Source organism: Pseudomonas sp. P4_C1 (assembly GCF_056402155.1).
Map to the genome: position 1 here is coordinate 1 of NZ_JBFUHY010000027.1, position 21182 is coordinate 21182.

Consider the following 21182-nt stretch of genomic DNA (forward strand, 5'->3'; position numbering starts at 1 on the left):
ACCGGTACCCGCGAAGTTGCCGCTGCCGCCGAAAAACAGACTCTCGACATTGGCACTCAGGGTGTAGCTCGCGAGCGAGGTCCAGACCTCGTCGCTGCCGCCACCGGCGAGCTCGGTCACAACGTCCCCAGCGTCGGTGACTTCGTAGACATCGTTGCCATCACCGCCGGCCATCGTGTCGGCACCGACACCGCCGATGAGAATGTCATTGCCCGCGTCACCATTGAGGAGGTCGTTGCCGCCCAAGCCGTTCAGGATGTCGTTGCCAGCACCTCCGCTGGCAATGTCGTCGCCTGACGTGCCGGTCCATATGTCGACACCGGCAGTACCGACAAACACAACACCGGCGGCCACCGGGGCCGTAGCGTCGGACGCAATGCTTTCGGCCGCACCGAAGTCATCCACGTAACTGACCACCACGCGCACCTGATCGCCGACCTGAGCCTGGCCAAGCGTGAACGTGCTGGCGGTGGCTCCGACGATGTCGACGAAGGTGACCCCGTTGGTCTCCTGCCACTGGAAGGTGAACTGCGCATTGCTGAGGCCATCGACGTCGATGATGGACGACGTGTCGGCGGTCAACACCTGGTCCGGAAACGCAACCCCGAGGATGGTCGGCCCTGCGGTCGGTGCGTTGTTCCCCGACGAGTCGACGATCTCCAGCGTACCCTGGGCATCCTGATACACCGCCCGAACGCGAATGTTCAGACCGGCGACATCGTCCGCGACCAGATAGGTGGCACCGATCGACCGTGATACCTCGCCAGCGGCGAAAAAGGTGATGTCTTCAAAGATGCCCGAACCCGGAACGTTTTCGACCTGCCAGTAGTAAGCCACGGGACCGGTAACCGCGCCGGTCGGATTGGCTGCACTCACGTTGTCCGCGTCGCGGACCGACTGGTCGCTGACGCGCAGCAGTTGGCCGGCGACAGACGTATCGGTACGCGCACCGGTGGCAGCATCGAGGATTGCCAGACGCCCCACAGGACCACTGTTCAAGACGGTGCCAACGCCGGACGCCTGCGCCTGGTCAGCGAACTGCAGACGCTCGATGCCCGTCAGGCGATCGACGCCATCACGCCCGGCCACCAGGTCGGTCACGACGACGGCGTTGCCATCGACAGCGACTGTGTACTCCGACGCATTACCGGAGAACACCGCGGTGTCGAAGCTGTCAGTGCCGGTCAGAATCTCCCGCACGATGACCAGCTGGCCCGGGTTGTAAGTACCATTGAGCATCGCCTGAACCATCGGCGCCATGCTGTCGAACGTAGCGATTTCCGCGCCAGTGCCATCAGCGTTCGCCCGTACGCTGATGCGTACGTTCAGCCACTTGTCACCGTCGATGATGTCGTCACCACCGCGACCTTCGATGAGGTCACTGCCGCTGCCACCGAGGATGATGTTACCGCCGTCGAAGAACGTCGCTCCAACTGGCAACAGGCCCGCCAGACCGTTGATCAGGCTGATGTTGGTCAGCACACTGCCGGTTGCACCCGCGGTGGGTAGCGATGTCGCATCTTCGCTATCACCGCGCAGGAAGTCACCGTGGGACGAACCCGACAGCCCTTCCATGATGTCGAAACGCACCAGCGCCGAGGCGCCCGAACCTGGCATCGGTGGCACATCGAAGAAGCGGTCGCTGTAATCGATGGTCACGCCCTGGGCGAGATCCTTGAAGGTTGCCCAGTCATAGCCGGAGCCGCCGATATAGCGGTCACCGAAGCCGAGACTGCCGACCATGATGTCGTCGCCGCCTTCGCCGTTGAACTTATCGTTCTCGTTACCGCCGATGAATACATCGTGGCCGATCACCGGGTCGTTGCCGAGCGGATCGAAGTTGTCGCCAGGGGCACCATCCGAAGTGCCCTTCTCGATCCAGTCGTCGCCTTCGTTACCCATGTCCTGTTCGTTGGCTTTGCTGCCCAGGATGAAGTCGTTGCCCTGGCCACCAATGGCTTCGGAGGCATCCTCACCGGTCACGATGAAGTCGCTGCCGAACCCGCCAATGATCAGGTTGATGCCGTTGCCTCCGTGCAGCACGTCGTTGCCGTCGCCACCCTGGATGTTATCGTCGCCGCCGGTGTCGGTGATGATGTCGTCGCCGACGCCACCGCGCAGCTGGTCGTTGCCGTTACCGCCATCGATGCGATCGTTGCCGCCATCACCCCAGACCGTGTCATCGCCATCACTGGAGATGAGGATGTCTGCGTTGTCGGTGCCACCCAGCACGATGTGCTCTTCACCGTTGTACCGGATGTAGTTGGTGTCCAGTCCCACGGTCAGCGGATTGTCGCGGAATACCACCTGCCCGGCATTCGGGCCGAGCGGATCGGCGGCGAGCAGGCCATCGTTGTATTGCTTGCTCAGGTCCACTTCCAGGTAGAGCCCTGGGTCCGAGAACACCAGGCCAGGCAAGTGCGTGGCCGAGGTGTTGGCCATGATCAGCTTGGCGAACGAGTTGCTTTCAAGTTCGGCATTCATCGACAGGCCAGAGGTACGCTCCAGGTAGTAGAAGCGGTCGCCGTCCTGCAGTTTTTCCAGCTGGTTCTCGAACACGAAGTTGAAGGTCGAGCCGAGCATGCCGCCGAACGGGGTTTTCGCTTCGGCCAGGCCGCCGATCCACAGGTCGATGGCATCGACGCCAGTGACCGTCACACCCTTCAGGTCGTCGGCAGTACCCAGCAGCCCATCCTTGCCGGCCAGCGTTACGTTGGCAAAGGCACCGGTGCTGTTGAGGAAGTCCAGGCGGTCAGCCGGTGCACCCGCACCACCGAAGACCAGCGCCAGGGCTGCAGCGCGTTTGCCCTCCATCGTGGTCGCCCCTGTGATCGTGTCATGCGTGCCATAGGCCGCGATGAAGTTGATCAACGACTCCGGATGTTTGAGGTACTGCACCAGATCGACCCAGCTGGTGTACGGCTTGAGTTGGGTATCACCGGTTTGGCTGTAGATGTCGCGGCGGATCGCATTGAGTGAGGGAATCCCCACGTCGCGGCCACGGGCGAGGTTGAGCGCCGGCAGGTCGAGCGGCAGGCCGAGCAGGTTACTGCGCAGCGCATCGGTGACGAACTCGTCGATTTCGTTACCGGCTTGCCGAGTCACCCCACGTATGATCGCACTGGTCGCATCCTCTGGCGACACGCCACTGGCGGCGTACGCCAACGGGTTGAGGAAGGCTGCGATCAGGCCAGTCTGTTGATTGCCCAGGGCATTCGGATTGCCGTCGCCCACCACGTTGAAGTTGATATCGAAGCGATCGACGGTCTCGGTCAGCATCGAGTGGCCAAACCGGTACACGGTGTGGGCGAACTCGGCGACGATCGAGGCATCGAGGTCGACGTCATAGACCTGGGTCGGTGCGAAGAACAGGTCGACTCTGGGCTGGATGGTCCGCGCAAACTCCTCGAACACCAGGTGCTGATACTGCATTTCGGTGCCGAACTTGGCAGCCTGGAACAAGCGCTCGCCATTCCACTGCAGCGCATCGAACTCGGCCTGGGTGGTTGGCAATGCGGCCACCGGATTGAGCAGCCACTCGTTGAGGAAGGCCACGTCACCCGAATCGAGCACGGTATCCTTGGTCTGCGCAACCAGCCGGTTGTGCTCGGAGTGGAAGATCGCATGCACCGCGGTCAGGCCGATGTTCTCGTTGACCCGGCCGTCGCCAGCGATGTAGTGAGCGTCGAGCAGTTCGTTGTCATAGGTCAGGTTGTTGCCGCCCGCGTCAACGGGCTGCGCATTACCGACAGCGGTATCGGCATCCGCCAGCAGAACCCCACCGACGATTACCGGTGTTGCATTGTGGGCGATGTCGACGAGGAACTGGTGACCGGTACGCACAGCATTGGTCAGGTCAAGGGGAGCAAGCGGATCGCCTTCGACAAGGACGTCATCCGGCGTGCCACCAAGACCGTCAACGCCCTTCATCACCACCATCGGGAAACCGTTCGGCCCCTTGATGAAATTGCCATAGGCGTCTGTCGCCAACAGCGGGGCATTATCGACGTCGGCGTCGGTCAGGTTGATGCCGAGAATGTCACGGGCTTGCGCCTTGACTACCTTCCAGGTCGCCATGCCACCGATTTCGACGTCGTCCGCAGTACCAAACTGGCCATCCGCGCCCAGATCACGGTTGGTGATCAGCCTGCCAGTCGCTATAGGGCCAGTGTCGGTCAGTTGATAAGCGCGCAAGAACACCTGATGCGACGGGTGCGAGCTATAGGTCTGGTTCTGGTCCACGAACGGCGAGGTGGTGTTGGTTTGCTCATGGATGTCGTCGGCCGTACCAAGAATGCCATCCGCCCCTGGCAGGTTGGTCGCGCGGGTCAGGACCATGAAGTTCGTCGGGCTACCAGGGACAAACAGTGGATCATCCGGTTGCAGTGGAATGAAGACGGTGCCCGAACCACCTTTGGTGACCAGGTCCAGACCATGATCGAAGAACTGTCCGAAGAAGGTCATCCAGGCGTTGAACGGCGCGGACAACCCCGCGTCCGCCGCGACGTTCTCGAAAAAGTACACATCGTGATCATCGGCAGTACCGAACTGACCATCCAGGCCGGGGCTGGCGACAATCTGTACGCCATCCTTGAGCACGTCGTCGTTACCCACCGCGCCGAAGTTCAGCACGCCGTCCAGGCCCGGGTTGAAAGCCGTGGCATAGGCCGCCGGGTTGTTCGCTGTCTGATCGACGATCAGGTTACTGATGGTGCGTGGCTGCGAGTCAATCACAAGGCCGCTGTTCTGCGCATACGACGTTCCCCCTTCCGCCGGATTGAAGACCGGATCGGTCAAGCGCGGAAAGACGTTATCGGCGGCACCAAACTCGGTGTTGTTAATGCCGTTGAGGTTCATCAGGTTGTTGTTCGACCCGTCGACCGCACGCAGGCCCAACGGCGCGCGGATATTCGGGATCAGCGAGAGGATGTCCTGACCGGCCGCATCAGCCTCGGCAATCTTGATCTGGTCAAGAATGAAGTTGAGGTCGGAGCGGACCATGTGCAGGCCCGCGCCACCCGCGGTGGCATCGACTACAGGCACCAGCGCCGTTGGCGTGACCGGTGCACCGGCAACGATGGCAGCCGTCGGCGTGGAGAACAGGATCTCCGTGGTGCCATGACCGTCCTGATAGATCGCCTTGACCCGCAACGACAACCCGGCGAGGTCAGGAGAGACCTTGAACGCGGTACCGTCGGCGCTTTGGAACGCCAGGTCGCCAGCCGGCAACAGGATGATGTCCTCGAATACGCCGCTGCCAGGAGTTGCCTCGAATTGCCAGATGTAGGACACCGAGGAGTTGGTGATCAAGCCCTGCGGATTACCCGCCGCGACGTTGTTGGCATCACGCACCCCGGCCACGCTGACAGTCAGCGTGTCGCCCACTGTTATCGCTCCGCCGTTTCCATCCGTGACGGTAGGACTGCCAACCGGTTGGGCATTGAGCCCATCCACCAGAACTAGCTGGTCATCGGCGAATTGCAGGCGTTCGATATGCAGCAGGGTATCGGTGCCGTCGCGACCCGCGACACTATCGATCACTGTATAGACATCGTCCGCCAAATCGGCCGTGCCGCGGTCGTCAACGGTAACCGTATACTCGCCCTGAACCCCGGAGTAGATGGCGGTGTCGAAGGCCGCCCCGCCCGTCGAGGTGCCGGGCATGATTTCCCGCACGGCCTTGAGTTGACCCGGGTTAAAGGTACCGTCCAGCATGAACGGAATCATATCGACCATGCTGTCGAAGGTAGCGATCTCAGGGCCGGTATGGTTGACGTCACCGGCGGCATAAACGGCAATTCTGACATTGATCCATTTGTCGCCATCGATCAGATCATCGCCACCGCGGCCTTCGATCAGGTCACTGCCATTGCCGCCGAGGATGATGTTGCCAGTGGCAAAGCCGGTGACCGGCAAACCGGCATCGGCCAGGAACTGGTCCAGTCCCCGGATCAACGCGACATTGGTCAGCGCACTGCCCGTGGTACCACCGTGGTTGATGATAGTGACCGCATCGACATCATCGCCTTTGAGCACATCGCCGAAACTCGAACCGGACAAGCCTTCGACCTCGGCAAAACGGTCAAGAATCGAGGCTGGCGAGGCACCGACCGGATTGAATATGCCGGCATTCTGGTTTGGCGCGTTACCATGTGGCTGCGCCAGTGCGGCCAGGCTCAGGTCAACGGTCACGCCGACCTTGTCATTCTTGTAGGTGACCCAGTCGAAACCGGACATGCCGTCCATCTTGTCCTGGGCATCGCTGCCGACAAAGATGTCGTCGCCACCCTCGCCGATCATTTCGTCGAAGCCGCCACCACCGGTAAAGATGTCGTTGCCGATCACATCGTCATTGAGCAACGGCGAGAAGTTATCGCCAGGCGCACCGTCCTGGGTACCCTTCTCGATCCAGTCATCACCTTCGTTGCCGGTCGGTGGCAGGTTGGTCTTGGCACCGAGGATGAAGTCGTCACCCTGACCGCCGAAGGTAGTGCTGATGTCTTCGGTGGTGATGATGAAGTCCTGGCCATCGCCACCCAGGATCAGGTTGCCTGCAGCAAGCATGCTGCCAACCACAATCACATCGTTACCGGCATTGCCTTCCAGACGGTTGTCGCCGAAGGAGTCGCTGATGATGTCATCGCCCGCGCCGCCCAGTACCGCATCGTTCCCGGCACCGCCTTCGAGGCGGTCGTTGCCGGCGTCGCCGTAGATGGTGTCATCGCCGTCACCGGAAATGATGATGTCATTGCCGGCAGTGCCGCCCATGACGATATGATCTTCACCGGTGTAGTGCAGATAATTGGTGTCCGGCCCCACGGTGTCGGGGTTGTCGCGAATCACCAGCGGCACGACTTCCACGCCGTTGATCATGATGCCGCCCGTCGGATCGGCACGGCTGTCCACGCCCAGGCCGGTGAACTGGGCGGCCTGATTCACTTCGAGGGTGAACGTCGGCGTCAGGAACACGGTGTTCGCCAGGTGGGTGACATCGGTGTTGAGCATGATCAGCTTGGCAAAGGAGTTGTTCTCAAGCTCAGTGCCGAAGTTCAGGCCCGCGGTACGCGACAGGTAGTAGAAGCGGTCGCCGTTCTGCAACGCCTCCATCTGGGTTTCAAACACGAAGTTGAACGTCGAGCCGAGCATGCCGCCGAACGGCATCTTCTGTTCGGCGAGGCCACCGACCCAGAAGTCGATGTCGTCGACACCCGTGACCGTCACACCTGTCAGGTCATCTGCAGTACCCAGTACCCCATCCCTGCCGGCCGTCGTTATGTTGGCATAGGCTCCGGTGCTGTTGAGGAAGTCCAGGCGATCAGCCGGCGAACCCGCAACATTGAATACCAGCGCAAAGGCTGCAGCGCGTTTGTCTGCCAGCGTGGTCGCCGCCGTGATCGAAGAATGCGTACCAAAGGCTGCAATGAAGTTGACCAGCGACTCGGGGTGCTTGAGGCTGTCCGCCAGGTCAACCCAACTGATGTACGGCTTGAGTTGGCTGTCGCCGGTTGATGCGTAGAACTCACGGCGCGCCTCATTCAAGGTGGGGATGCCCGTGTCGCGACCACGCGCCAGGTTCAGGCTCGGCAAATCGAGCGGCAGACCGAGCAGGTTGTTGCGCAACGCTTCGGTGACGAACTCATCGATCTCGTTGCCGACCTGGCGGGTCACACCGCGAATGATCGCCCCTGCCGCCTGGTCCGCAGTCACCCCGCTGCCGGCGAACGCCAGGGGGTTGAGGAAGGCTGCGATCAGACCCAGTTGCGAGTCCGGGTTGGCCGGGTTAGTGAGGAGCGGATTGAACGCCGGGTCGAAGCGATCGACGGTCTCGGTCAACATCGAGTGACCGAAGCGGTACACCACGTGGGCGAACTCGGCGAGGATAGCCGGGTTGATCGAGGTGTCATAGCCGCTGGGCGCAAGGAACCCATCGACCTGCGGCTGAATGGTCCGCGCGAACTCTTCGAACACCAAGTGTTGGTACTGCATCTCGGTGCCGAACTTGGCGGCCTGGAACAGGCGTTCGCCGTCCCACACCAACGCTGCAATCCCGGCGGGTGTAGTCGGAATCGCGGCCACGTCGACCGCCAGCCACTCATTGAGGAAGGCCAGGTCGCCGGCGGCTATGAGGGTGTCCTTGGTTTGCTGGACCAGGCGGTTGTGCTCGGAGTGGAACACATGGTGCACGGTGGTCAGGCCAATGTTCTCGTTGACCCGACCGTCGCCGGCAATGTAGTGGGCGTCGAGCAGTTCGTTGTCATAGGTCAGGTTGTTGCCACCCGCGTCAACGGGCTGCGCATTGCCGACAGCGATGTCGGCATCCGCCTGCAGTACCCCGCCGACGACGACCGGCGCGGCATTGTGGGCGATGTCATCGAGGAAGCCATGCCCGGCACTCACGGCGTTAGCCAGACTGATGGGAGCTGCCCGGTTGCCTTCGACCAGTTGAGTGACGTCATCCGCCGTCCCGGCGATGCCGTCAGCACCGTTGCTGATGCGAATCACCACCTGCGGCATGCCGTTCGGCCCGCGGATGAAGTTGCCGTACGCATCGGTTGCCAGCAATGGCACGTTATGTACATCGGCATCAGTCAGGTTGATGCCCAGAATGTCACGGGCCTGGGCCTTGACCACTTTCCAGGTCGCCATGCCGCCATTTTCGCCGCTGCCATCATCGGCAGTGCCGAACAGGCCATCGGCGCCGAGATCGCGGTTGGTAATCAAGCGTCCGGTTGCAACAGGATCGCCGTCCGCATTGAGCACGTACTCGCGCAGGAACACCTGATGCGAAGGGTGTGAGCTGTAGGTCTGGCTCTGGTCGACGAACGGCGAGGTGGTGTTGGGCTGGCCATCATCGGCAGTGCCGAGTACTCCGTCTGCGCCGGGGGTACGCACCGCACGTGGCAGCACCATGAAATTGGTCGGGCTGCCCGCTACGAACAACGGATCGTCCGGTTGCAGCGGAATAAACACGAAGTCGGTAGCGCTCTTGGTGACCAGGTCGAGACCGTGGTCGAAGAACTGGCCGAAGAAGGTCATCCAGGAGTTGAAGCTGGCGGTCAGGCCGACGTCCGGCGACACGTTGGGCATGAAGAACACGTCCTTGTCATCGGCCGTGCCGAACACGCCATCCAGCCCGGGGCTGGTGACTATCTGTACGCCAGGCTTGAGTACGTCGTCATTACCCGCACCCACTACGCCGAAGTTGAGTACACCGTCCAGTCCCGGGTCGAACGCTGCGGCATAGGCCGCCGGGTTATTGGCGGTCTGGTCGACGATCAGGTTACTGATGATCCGTGGTTGCGGATCGGTCACCGACCCTGTCCCGGCGTATGCATCCAGAAACGAGGGATCGAGCAGGCGCGGGAAAGCATTGTCCGCAGCGCCAAACTCGCTCTGGCCGGTGACCAGGTTGTTGAAGCTGCCATCGACGGTACGCAGGCCGAACGGCACCTGAGTGTTGGGAAGCAAATCAATGAGGCTGGTGCCGTCGGCATTCGCTTCTGCGATAAAGATTTGCTTAAGGATGAACTCCAGGTCCGACTTGCTGAAATTGGCCATTTTGGATTGCCCTCGATCTGTCTGGGTAAAGGCACGGGACGAGAAAATCCTCCCGCGCCAAGTCAAGTGCTGGTTTGCGCAGTTTGTTTTTTATGTTTTTTTGCGAGAGCTCTGGCGCTACCCGGGACCCGGGATACGCGCCTGGAATTCGCGAAATGAATTGCTCGCCGGGCGATCAGGCAGAGCGGATTCGAGCCCTGGGCGGGTCATGGAATCTGGAAGTGAAGGCGAACGTCCTGGACACCACCTTCCCTCTGCAAAAGCACGAAATGATCGACATGAATCGGCTCCTCTCGGGAAAGTCACCGCGCCTTGCATTGCCAAAGCGATGGCAAACTTCAGCGGGCGGGTCCCCCGATAACTAAGACTAAAGTTCCATAGCAAGTCTTTGTCAATATTATGTCGTTAAAACAGATGACCGGTTTTAGGATTCATAACTAGCTGTTTTTAAAAGACATATAGGAATTTGAGTGCAGGTATAGAGCGAAATGTTATTTCTTACTGCCGGAAGTGCATAAAACAAAGGAATAACGTCGCAGCGCGTAACGACCTGAGTACCTTTCATGTCCTTCATCCAGAAGAAGGTTGTGTCCTTCCGGCCTTGAGTGGAGAGATTGCGCGCGCCGAACCGGAGGTACGGGTGGCCGTCGAAAAAGGCCTGAAGCAAATACAGAAAGCCTGGGCCGATCGTCTCCGTAGCCCTGATGCGGCATGGGCCGTCATCGCTCAATGTGTGGGAGCGCCAGTCCTGTCCCGAGCAGTCGAGAAAGAACGAGCTCACAAGGAAATCATTGCCTCGACCCGCAAAGCTATTTCACATCGGAAAAATCGAAGAACGTCTCCGATTATGCGAGAGCAGTTCGCAACGCCATGATCATCGCTATCGCTGCAAAACCCTGGTCGATTCAGCCCTCCCTGAATTCCCACACCGAATGCATTCATGAGGCAATTGAATGGAAGGAGAAAGGGAGGGCATCCATTGCCCTCCCCTCCGCGGTCCACGCTCCCTGCGTCAGTACTGACCAGGACCTCAAGTGGCCAGAACGAAGTCCGTCTGATCAACGGCCGCGCTGCTGACCCCCACAAGGCGGATGGAGTCCGCTCCGATCCCCACCACCGTGTCCGCCCCGTCTGCCGTTATGGTCAGGCTGGGAGCGAACGTCGCGCTGCTGATCCCCATCGGCCTGAGGTCGAGCAAGTCCTGCCCTGCGGCCGCATCGGCTCCGAAGTTCAGGATCGTATCGTTGCCGAAACCCGGGGCACCAAACACGAACGTATCGTTGCCGGCCACGCCGCCACTCATCACGTCGTTACCAGCAGCGCCGACGATGAAGTCGTTACCTGCCCCCCCCACGATCGTGTTGGCCAGCCCGTTGCCGGTGCCCACAAAGTTGCCATTGCCGCCGAAAAACATATTCTCGACGTTGGCAYCCAGGGTGTAGCTCGCSAGCGAGGTCCAGAYCGTGTCGTTGCCGCCACCGGCGTTCTCGCCTACCACGTCCCCAAGGTCGGTGACTTCGTAGAYATCGYTGCCASCACCRCCGACCATCGTGTCGGCACCKSCGYYACCGATGAGMASGTCGTTACCCGCACCGCCCACGAGCRTGTTGGCCAGYTCGTTGCCGGTGCCCGCAAAGTTGCCGCTGCCGCCGAAAAACAGATTCTCGACGTTGGCACTCAGGGTGTAGCTCGCGAGCGAGGTCCAGACCGTGTCGATGCCGGCACCGGCGAGTTCGACCRCCTGGTCCCCAAGGTCGGTGACTTCATAGGTATCGCTGCCGCCACCGCCGACCATCATGTCGGCACCTGCGCCACCGACGAGGACGTCGTTRCCCGCYCCGCCCGCGATCGTGTTGGCCAGCTCGTTACCGTTGCCCACGAAGTTGCCGCTGCCGCCGAAAAACAGATTYTCGACGTYGGCACCCAGGKWGTAGCTCGCGAGCGAGGTCCAGACCGTGTCGCCACCACCACCGGCGGCCTCGATCACCTGRTCCCCAAGGTCGGTGACTTCGTAGATATCRYTGCCRSCACCGCCGACCATTATGTCGGCACCTSCGGCACCGATGAGGATGTCGTTACCCGCACCGCCCACGATCGTGTTGTCGAGCACGTTGCCGCCGCCCGCGAAGTTGCCGCTGCCGCCGAAAAACAGATTCTCGACGTCGGCACTCAGGGTGTAGCKCGTGAGCGAGGTCCAGACCTCGTCRATGCCGCCACCGGCGAGCTCGGTCACCACGTCCCCAGCGTCGGTGACTTCGTAGATATCGTTGCCAATACCGCCGGCCATCGTGTCGGCACCGACACCGCCGATGAGCACGTCATTGCCCGCATCACCATTGAGGATGTCGCTGCCGCCCAAGCCGTTCAGGATGTCGTTGCCATCACCTCCGCTGATCACGTCGTCGCCTGCCGTGCCGGTCAATATGTCGGCACCGGCGGTACCGACAATCACATCGCCGACCACGGTCGTTGGCGCGGAGAAGACCTGCTCCAGCGTGCCGAGGCCATCGGTGAAACTCGCGACAACGCGAAGGCTCAATCCGACCTGCGCCTGAGTCGGCGTGAAGGTCGAGCCCGTCGCGCCGGCAATGTCCGTGAAGGACACGCCGATACCCCCTACTTGCCACTGATGCGTGACCACCCCAACTCCGTTGGCGTCGGTGAACGCATCCGTGGCGGTCAAGGCCAAGCCTTCCGTCGGGGTCGTATCGCTGATCAGCACAGAGCCAACCGGCAGGAGGTTGACGGGGCTGCCGCCGAGCGGCGCAGTTGGCGCGGTCGGCGTCGAGAACACGCTTTCCAGCACGCCGTGGCCGTCCTGATAGATGGCCCTGACGCGTAGTGCCAGTCCCAGCTCAGCCGCGGTCACCGTGAAGGTCGAGCCGGTCGCGGTTCCGAGTCCACCTCCGAGCGCAATACCAATGTCGTCGAAGATACCGGTGCCCGGGTTCGTTTCGACCTGCCATACGAAGGCGACGGGACCGGTGATCGCACCGCCTGCAGTGAGATTGTCCGCATCGCTGACGGAGTCGGCCAACACCGTCAACACTTGGCCAACGGCCGGCGTGCCATCGCTGATCCTCAGCAAGCCCACCGGCTCGGCATTCAAGCCAGTGACGAGAACCTGCGACTGATCGGCGAACTGCAGCCGCTCGATATTGCTGAGCCTGTCAGTACCGTCCCGACCGACGACGCTGTCGGCCACGGTGACCGTGCCGTCGACGTTCTCGATGATGGTGTAGTCGGCCAGAAGGCCGGTGTACAGGGCCGTGTCGAAGGAATGGCCAGGGTTGAGGGGGTCAGGCGCATCCGTCAGGATCTCACGGACGGCGACGAGTTGGCCGGGGTTGTAAGTACCGTTGAGCATGAGCGGCACCAACGGGACCATGCTGTCGAACGTTGCGATCTCCGGACCTGTGCCATCAATGTTCTGCCGCACACTGATGCGCACGTTGAGCCACTTGTCGCCGTCGATGAGGTCATCGCCGCCATGGCCTTCGATGATATCGCTGCCGCCGCCGCCGAGGACGATGTTGCCGGCGCCGAACTGATCGTCTGCCGTGCCCACAATGCCGTCCGGGCCGGCTGCTGCGGTGCCGACGAACGAGCGCAAGCCGCTGACCAGGTCGAAGTTGGTGAGCACGCTGCCCTGAGCACCGGCAGCCGCGATCACGGTGGCATCGGCATCATCGCCACGCAGGATGTCGCTGAAGTGCGATCCCGTCAGACCTTCCACCTGACGGAACCGAGCCACGGTTGCGGCCAACTCCGGCAGTGGCGGCGCGATAACGCTGTCGGCGAGGCCCAGGTCGACGGACACGCCGAACGGGTCGTCCTTGAAGCCGGCCCAGTCGTAACCGGAGCCACCCAGGTAGCGGTCCCCCGCGCCGCCGTTACCGAACATGATGTCGTCGCCACCTTCGGCCATGAATCTGTCGGGCCCGCCGGTGCCGATAAAGATGTCGTTACCGCGTATCAGGTCGAGCCCGTTCGGGTCGAAATTATCGCCGGGAGCACCATCGGCGGTTCCCTTCTCGATCCAGTCGTCGCCTTCGTTGCCCATCAGTTGTTCGTCGGCGACACTGCCCATGATGAAGTCGTCGCCCGCGCCGCCGAAGACCTCCGAGGAGTCCTCACCGGTGACGATGAAGTCCTTGCCGAAGCCGCCGAGGTTCAGATTGATGCCGTTGCCACTGTGGATGACGTCGTTACCGTCGCCGCCATGAATGGTGTCGTCGCCGCCCATGTCGTTGATGATGTCGTCGCCGTCGCCCCCGACGATGAAGTCGTTGCCGTAGCCACCTTCGAGGCGGTCATTGCCACCGTCGCCATAGAGCGTGTCGTCGCCGTCGCCAGAGACGAGAATGTCATTGGCGGCCGAGCCACCGAGCACCACATGGTCTTCGCCGGTGTACTGCAGGTAGTTGGTATCGGGACCGACCGTGTTGGGGTTGTCCCGAATCACCAGCGGAACCAGGGCGCTGCCGCCGACAGGATCGGTATTACCGGGCAGGTTGTCGGCGGCCTCATTGACTAGCGTCAATGGATTGTCGACCAGTATGCCATCCGGCCCGGCAATCACGCTCTCGTTGAACTGCTTGGTCGGGTCGACCTCGAGGGTAAAGGCCGGAGTCAAGAACATGACGGCCGGGAGGTGGGTCGCATCGGTGTTGGCCATCACCAGTCTCGCGAACGAGTTGTTCTCCAACTCGGTGACGAAGTTAAGCCCCGCGTTGCGTTCCAGGTAGTAGAAGCGGTCGGCGTTCTGCAGCTTCTCCATCTGGGTCTCGAACACGAAGTTGAAGGTCGAGCCGAGCATGCCGCCAAACGGCATTTTTTCCTCGGCGAGGCCGCCGATCCAGAGGTCGATGTTGTCCAGACCGGTAATGGTGACGCCGGTCGGGCCACTCGCCCAGGCGCCGGTGCTATTGAGGAAGTCCAGCCGGTCCGCCGGCTCGCCGGCGCCGCCCAACACCAGGAGCGAGGCCGCGGCGCGCTTCCCGTCGAGCGTGGTGGCGCTGGTAATGGAGGCGTGCGTGCCATAGGCGGCGATGAAGTTGATCAGCGATTCCGGGTGCTTCAGGTGTTGCACCAAATCGGCCCAGCTGATGTAGGGCTTCAGGTTGCTGTCGCCGGTCGCGGTGTAGAACTCACGACGCGCCTCATTCAGGGTCGGAAGCCCGGTATCACGGCCGCGCGCGATGTTGAGGGCGGGCAGGTCGAGCGGCAGGCCCAGCAAGTTGTTGCGCACCGCTTCGGTGACGAACTCATCGATCTCGTTACCGACCTGGCGCGTCACGCCGCGGACGATGGCACCGGCCGCCTGCGCAGGCGTCGGGCCGCTGGCCGCAAACGCCAGCGGATTGAGGAAGGCCTGAATCAGGCCGACCTCGCTTGAGACGAAGTTGGGGTCTAGCCGGTCGATGGTCTCGACCAGCATCGAGTGGCCGAGGCGATAGACCGCGTGCGCGAACTCGGCGACGATCGCCGGGTCGATCTCGGTTTGATAATTCTGGTGTTCGCCAAGGAAGGGATCGATGTTCGGCTGAATGGTACGCGCGAACTCTTCGAACACCAGGTGCTGGTACTGCATCTCGGTACCGAATTTCGCCGCCTGGAACAGGCGCTCTCCGTTCCAGTGCAGGGCAGCGATCTCAGCCGCGGTTGTTGGCAACACCAACAATTGGGCATCGGGCATCAGCCACTGGTTCAGGAAGTTGACATCGTTGGAGGCGATGGCCACATCCTTGGTGTGCTGGACCAGACGGTTGTGCTCCGAGTGGAAGATGGAGTGGACGGTGGTCAGGCCAATGTTCTCGTTGACCCGGCCGTCGCCGGCGATGTAGTGCGCGTCGAGCAGTTCGTTGTCGTAGAAGCCTGCGGCCACCGGGCCGCCGGCAACGAGGTCGGCATCAGCCGTCAGTGGCGCGCCGGTCTGGCTGTCCACCGGAACGGCGGTGTGGGCGATATCGATGAGGAACTGGTGGCCGGTGCGCACGGCATTGACCAGGCTGATCGGCGCCGCCGGATCTCCCTCGACGAGCACATCATCGGCGGTATCAGGAATACCATCCGGGCCCGTCATCATGACCATCGGGAAGCCGTTCGGGCCCTTGATGAAATTGCCGTAGGCATCGGTGGCGAGCAGCGGCACGTTGTCGAAGTCGGCATCGGTGAGGTTGATCCCGAGCAGGTCATGAGCTTGCGCCTTGACCACTTTCCAGGTGGCCATCCCGCCGATTTCGACGTCGTCGGCTGTGCCGAACACGCCATCGGCGCCCAGGTCACGATTGGTGATCAGCTTGCCGGTCGCCACCGGCGCGCCGGCGGCATTGAACTCGTAGGCGCGCAGGAACACCTGGTGCGAGGGATGCGAGGTATAGGTCTGGTTCTGGTCGACGAACGGCGTGGTGGTGTTTGAAGCCTCGTGGATGTCGTCGGCGGTGCCGAGGATGCCATCGGGCCCGGGCTGGTTGGTGGCCCGCGTCAACACCATGAAGTTGGTCGGGCTGCCCGGAACGAACAGCGGATCGTCCGGCTGCAGCGGAATGAACACCGTGCCGCTGCCGCCCTTGGTCACCAGGTCGAGACCGTGGTCGAAGAACTGACCGAAGAAGGTCATCCAGGTATTGAACGGCGCGGACAGGCCTGCGTCCGGCGCCACGTTAGGCATGAAAAAGGTCTGGAACGTCGTGCCGTCAGTACGGGTTCCAGTAACCACCTGCGCACCGTCCTTCAAGACATCGTCAACCGTGCCGAGGATGCCATCCAGACCGGGATCGAACGTGGCCGCGACCGCCGCCGGGTTGGTGGCGGTGTTGTCGGCGACCAAATTGCTGATGGTGCGCGGCTGCGAGTCGTTCACCAGGCCGCTGGTCTGGGCGTAAGTGGTGCCCGCCTCCGCCGTATCGAACTGCGCCGGAACCAGTCGCGGGAAGATCGTGTCGGCTGCACCGAACTCGTTCTGAGCCACCACCAGGTTGTTGAACGACCCGTCGACCGTGCGCAGGCCCAAAGGCACCCGTGCATTTGGCAGCATGCCGAGGAGATCCTCACCGGCCGCATTCCTTTCCGCGATCTGAATCTGATCGAGAATGAACTGCAGATCGGCCCGGATATAGTGCACACCGGTGCTGGCGACCGGAGTCTCGACCGGCAGCGGGGCTGCCGGTGGCGGAGCAACGCCGGCTACGACCGCTGCGGTTGGAGCAGAGAACGCCGTCTCGAGCACGCCATTTTCATCCTTATAGACGGCCCTGACGCGCAACTCCAGCCCGGCGAGATCCGGGGTCACCCTGAAGGTCGGCCCGGTTATGTGCGCCAATGCTGCGCCCCCGTCCGCAAGACGGGTGATGTCCTGAAAGACGCCCGTACCCGGGACTGCTTCAAACTGCCAGTAGAAGGCGATCGGTCCGGCAATCGCACCGCCGGTAGCGATGTTGTCCGCATCAGTCACGTCGGCAGCCGACACCCTCAGCAACTGACCCGTGGTCGGCGTAGCGTCCGGGGTGTTGCTGGCAGCATCGAGTATGGTCAGCAAGCCCACCGGGTCGTTGTTGAGCCCGACCCCGCCTGGCAGGGTGAGCGACTGATCGTTGAACTGCAGCCGCTCCATATTGGTCAGGCGGTCGGTGCCGTCGCGACCGACGACGCTGTCGGCCACGGTGGTCACTCCGCCCACGGTGGTGACGGTATAGTCGAGCCGGTTACCGGTGAACAAGGCCGTGTCAAAGGCGGGGGCAGCAGTCAGGATCTCGCGGACGATGACCAGCTGACCGGGGTTGAAGGTACCATCGAGCATGAACGGGATCATGGGCTCCATGCTGTCGAAGGTGGCGATCTCCGGCCCGGTTCCGTCAAGGTTCTGGCGCACGCTGATGCGCACATTCAGCCACATGTCGCCGTCGATCAGGTCGTCACCGCCGCGACCTTCGATGATGTCGCTGCTATCACCGCCGAGGAGGATGTTGCCCGCGCCGAACTGATCGTCTACCGTGCCCAGGATTCCGTCCGGGCCGGCTGCAGCCGCGCCAAGAAACGCCCGCAGACCGTTGACAAGGTCAATATTGGTGAGCACGCTGCCTTGGACACCGGCAGCGGCGATCGCGAGCGCGTCGGCATCATCGCCGGTCAGCATGTCGCTGAACGCCGACCCCGACAGTCCTTCCACCTGGGGGAACTTGGTATGCACGCCTGCAACTGAAGGCGACAGGGCCGATTGCTCGAAGGCGATGCGGCTCATGTCCACAGTCACGCCGTAATGATCATCCTTGTAGGTGGCCCAGTCGAAACCGGACATGCCCAACATCTTGTCCGGGCCCTCACTGCCGATGAAGATGTCATCGCCGCCTTCACCGATCATTTCATCGAAGCCGCCGTCACCGCTGAAGACGTCGTTGCCGTCGGTCAACTTTGCCAGCAAAACCGGTGGCAGGTTACCGGTGAAATTGTCGCCGGGGGCGCCGTCCTGGGTCCCGACCTCGATCCAGTCGTCGCCATCGCCGCCCATCATTTGTGCGTTCAGCCGGCTGCCGAGCATGAAGTCATTGCCGGCGCCAGCGAAGACCTCTGAAAAGTCCTCGCCGGTGACGATGAAATCGTTGCCGGCGCCGCCGAGGATGATATTGATGCCGTTGCCGCCGTGGATGACGTCGTTGCCGGCCTCTCCGTGGATGACGTCGTCGCCGCCCATGTCGGTGATGATGTCATCGCCATCGCCACCCTCGATCTCGTCGTTGCCATAGCCGCCTTCGAGGCGATCATTGCCGGCGTCGCCCCAGAGCGTGTCGTCGCCGTCGCCAGCGACGAGAATGTCATTGCCGGCCGTGCCGCCGAGTACCACATGGTCTTCGCCGGTGTACTGCAGGTAGTTGGTATCGGGACCGACCGTGTTGGGGTTGTCGCGGATGACCAGCGGCGTGATCACGACGCCGTTGATGATGATGCCGCCAGTGGGATCGGCATTGCCGGGCAGGTCGTCGACGGTGCCCAGTATGCCGTCCGGACCGGCAATCACGCTCCGGTTGAACTGCCTGGTCGGGTCGACCTCAAGGGTAAAGGTCGGGCTCGAGAACATGAGGGCCGGGAGATGGGTCGCGTCGGTGTTGAGCATCACCATCTTGGCGAACGAGTTGTTCTCGAGCTCGCTCAGGAAGTTGAGTCCCTGGGTGCGGTGCAGGTAGTAGAGCCGGTCGCCGTTCTGCAGCTTCTCGAGCTGGTCCTCGAAGACGAAGTTGAAGGTCGAGCCGAGCATGCCGCCGAACGGCATTTTTTCCTCGGCCAGGCCGCCGACCCAGAAGTCGATGTCATCAACGCCGGAGATGGTAAAGTCGTCTGCGGTGTTCGGAATACCGTCCGCCCCGGCGTTGTTCGCCCAGACACCGGTGCTGTGGAGGAAGTCCAGGCGATCCACCGGCTCACCGACGCCGCCCAACACCAGGAGCGTGGCCGCTACGCGTTTCGCGTCGAGCGTGGTGGCGCTGGTAATGGAGGCGTGCGTGCCGTAGGCGGCGATGAAGTTGATCAGCGATTCCGGGTGCTTCAGGTGTTGCGCCAAATCGGCCCAGCTGGTGTAGGGCTTCAGTTGGCTGTCGCCGGTGCCGGCGTAGAATTCACGGCGCGCCGCGTTCAAGGACGGGATGCCGGCATCGCGGCCGCGCGCGATATTGAGGGCGGGCAGGTCGAGCGGCAGGCCCAGCAAGTTGTTGCGCACCGCTTCGGTGACGAACTCATCGATCTCGTTGCCGACCTGGCGCGTCAAGCCGCGGACGATGGCGCCAGCCGCCTGCTCCGGGGTCGGGCCGCTGGTCGCAAACGCCAGCGGGTTGAGGAAGGCCTGGATCAGGCCGATCTCGCTGGAGACGAAGTTGGGGTCCAGCCGGTCGATTGTCTCGGTCAGCATCGAGTGGCCGAAGCGAAAGACCGTGTGCGCGAACTCGGCGACGATCGACGGATTGATCGTGTCATCGAAGTCCAGGAAGGCGTCGACTTGCGGTTGAATGGTACGCGCGAACTCTTCGAACACCAGGTGCTGATACTGCATCTCGGTGCCGAACTTGGCCGCCTGGAACAGGCGCTCACCGTTCCAGTTCAAGGTCGTCAGATCAGCAGGAACAGCCGTGACTGGCGTCAGCAGCCACTGGTTCAGGAACGTCAGGTCGCCGGCGGCCGTTGAGGCGAGGATCGTGTCCTTGGTCTGCTGGACCAGCCGGTTGTGCTCCGAGTGGAAGATGGAGTGGACGGTGGTCAGGCCGATGTTCTCGTTGACCCGGCCATCGCCGGCGATGTAGTGCGCGTCGAGCAGCTCGTTGTCGTAGAAGCCTGCGGCCAGCGGGCCGCCGGCAACGAGGTCGGCATCGGCCGTCAGTGGCGCACCGGTCTGGCTGTCCACCGGGCTGGCATTGTGCGCGATGTCGATGAGGAACTGATGACCGGTGCGGATCGCCAGCGATGCGTCAATCGGCGCCAGCGGATTGCCCTCGAGCAAGCCGGTCGCGGTCACTATCTGCGCAAAGCCGTTCGCCCCCCGAATGAAGTTGCCGTAGGGGTCGGTCGCCAACAGCGGCAGGTCGAGGACGTCGAGATCGTCGAGATTAATGCCAAGAATGTCGCGCGCCTGCGCCTTCACCACTTTCCAGGTGGCCATCCCGCCGATTTGGACGTCGTCGGCAGTGCCGAACAGGCCATCGGCGCCCAGGTCACGATTGGTGATCAGCTCGCCGGTCGCCACCGGCTTGCCGGCGGCATCGAGTTCGTAGGCGCGCAGGAACACCTGGTGCGAGGGATGCGAGCTGTAGGTCTGGTTCTGGTCGACGAACGGCGTGGTGGTGTTTGAAGCCTCGTGGATGTCGTCGGCGGTGCCCAGGATGCCATCGGGCCCGGGCAGGTTGGTGGCCCGCGTCAACACCATGAAGTTGGTCGGGCTACCCGGAACAAACAGCGGATCGTCCGGCTGCAACGGGATGAACACCGTGCCGCTGCCGCCCTTGGTCACCAGGTCGAGGCCGTGGTCGAAGAACTGACCGAAGAAGGTCATCCACGAGTTGAACGGCGCGGACAGGCCCGCGTCCGGCGCCACGTTAGGCATGAAAAAGGTCTGGAACGTCGTGCCGTCGGTACGGGTTCCAGTAACGACCTGCGCACCGGCCTTCAAGACATCGTCAACCGTGCCGAGGATGCCATCCAGACCGGGATCGAACGTGGCCGCGACCGCCGCCGGGTTGGTGGCGGTATCGTTGACGATCAGGTTGCTGATGGTGCGTGGCTGCGAGTCGATCACCAGGCCGCTGGTCTGGGTGTAAGAGGTGCCCGCCTCAGCCGGGCGGAAGACTGGAGTGGTCAAGCGCGGAAAAAAGTTGTCGGCTGCGCCGAACTCGCCCTGACCCAGTCTCAGGTTATTAAACATCCCGTCGACCGTACGCAGACCGAAAGCAAATTCCGGGCTCGGTATCAGATCGACAAGCGACTGACCGGCCGAGTTTGCTTCCGCGATGAAAATCTGCTGGAGAATGAACTCCAGGTCCGACTTGTTGAAATTGGCCATTTGGATTGCCCTCGATATGTCTGGGTAAAGGCACGGGACGAGAAAGTCCTCCCGCGCCAAGTCAAGTGCTGGCTTGCGCAGT

At 62.2% G+C, this 21182-nt stretch carries 2 protein-coding genes; both read right to left on the bottom strand.

The genetic code is table 11. The features are described from left to right. Positions 1–9558, bottom strand: a 9558-nt coding sequence (locus AC1DU9_RS16595) for a peroxidase family protein (RefSeq protein ID WP_477810487.1), incomplete at its 3' end; no start/stop codon positions are given. A gap of 1030 nt (positions 9559–10588) precedes the next feature. Next, positions 10589–21100 (bottom strand): peroxidase family protein, encoded by a 10512-nt coding sequence (locus AC1DU9_RS16600; protein ID WP_477810488.1) that lies wholly within the window; start codon positions 21098–21100, stop codon positions 10589–10591. Between the last annotated feature and the right edge of the window lie 82 nt (positions 21101–21182).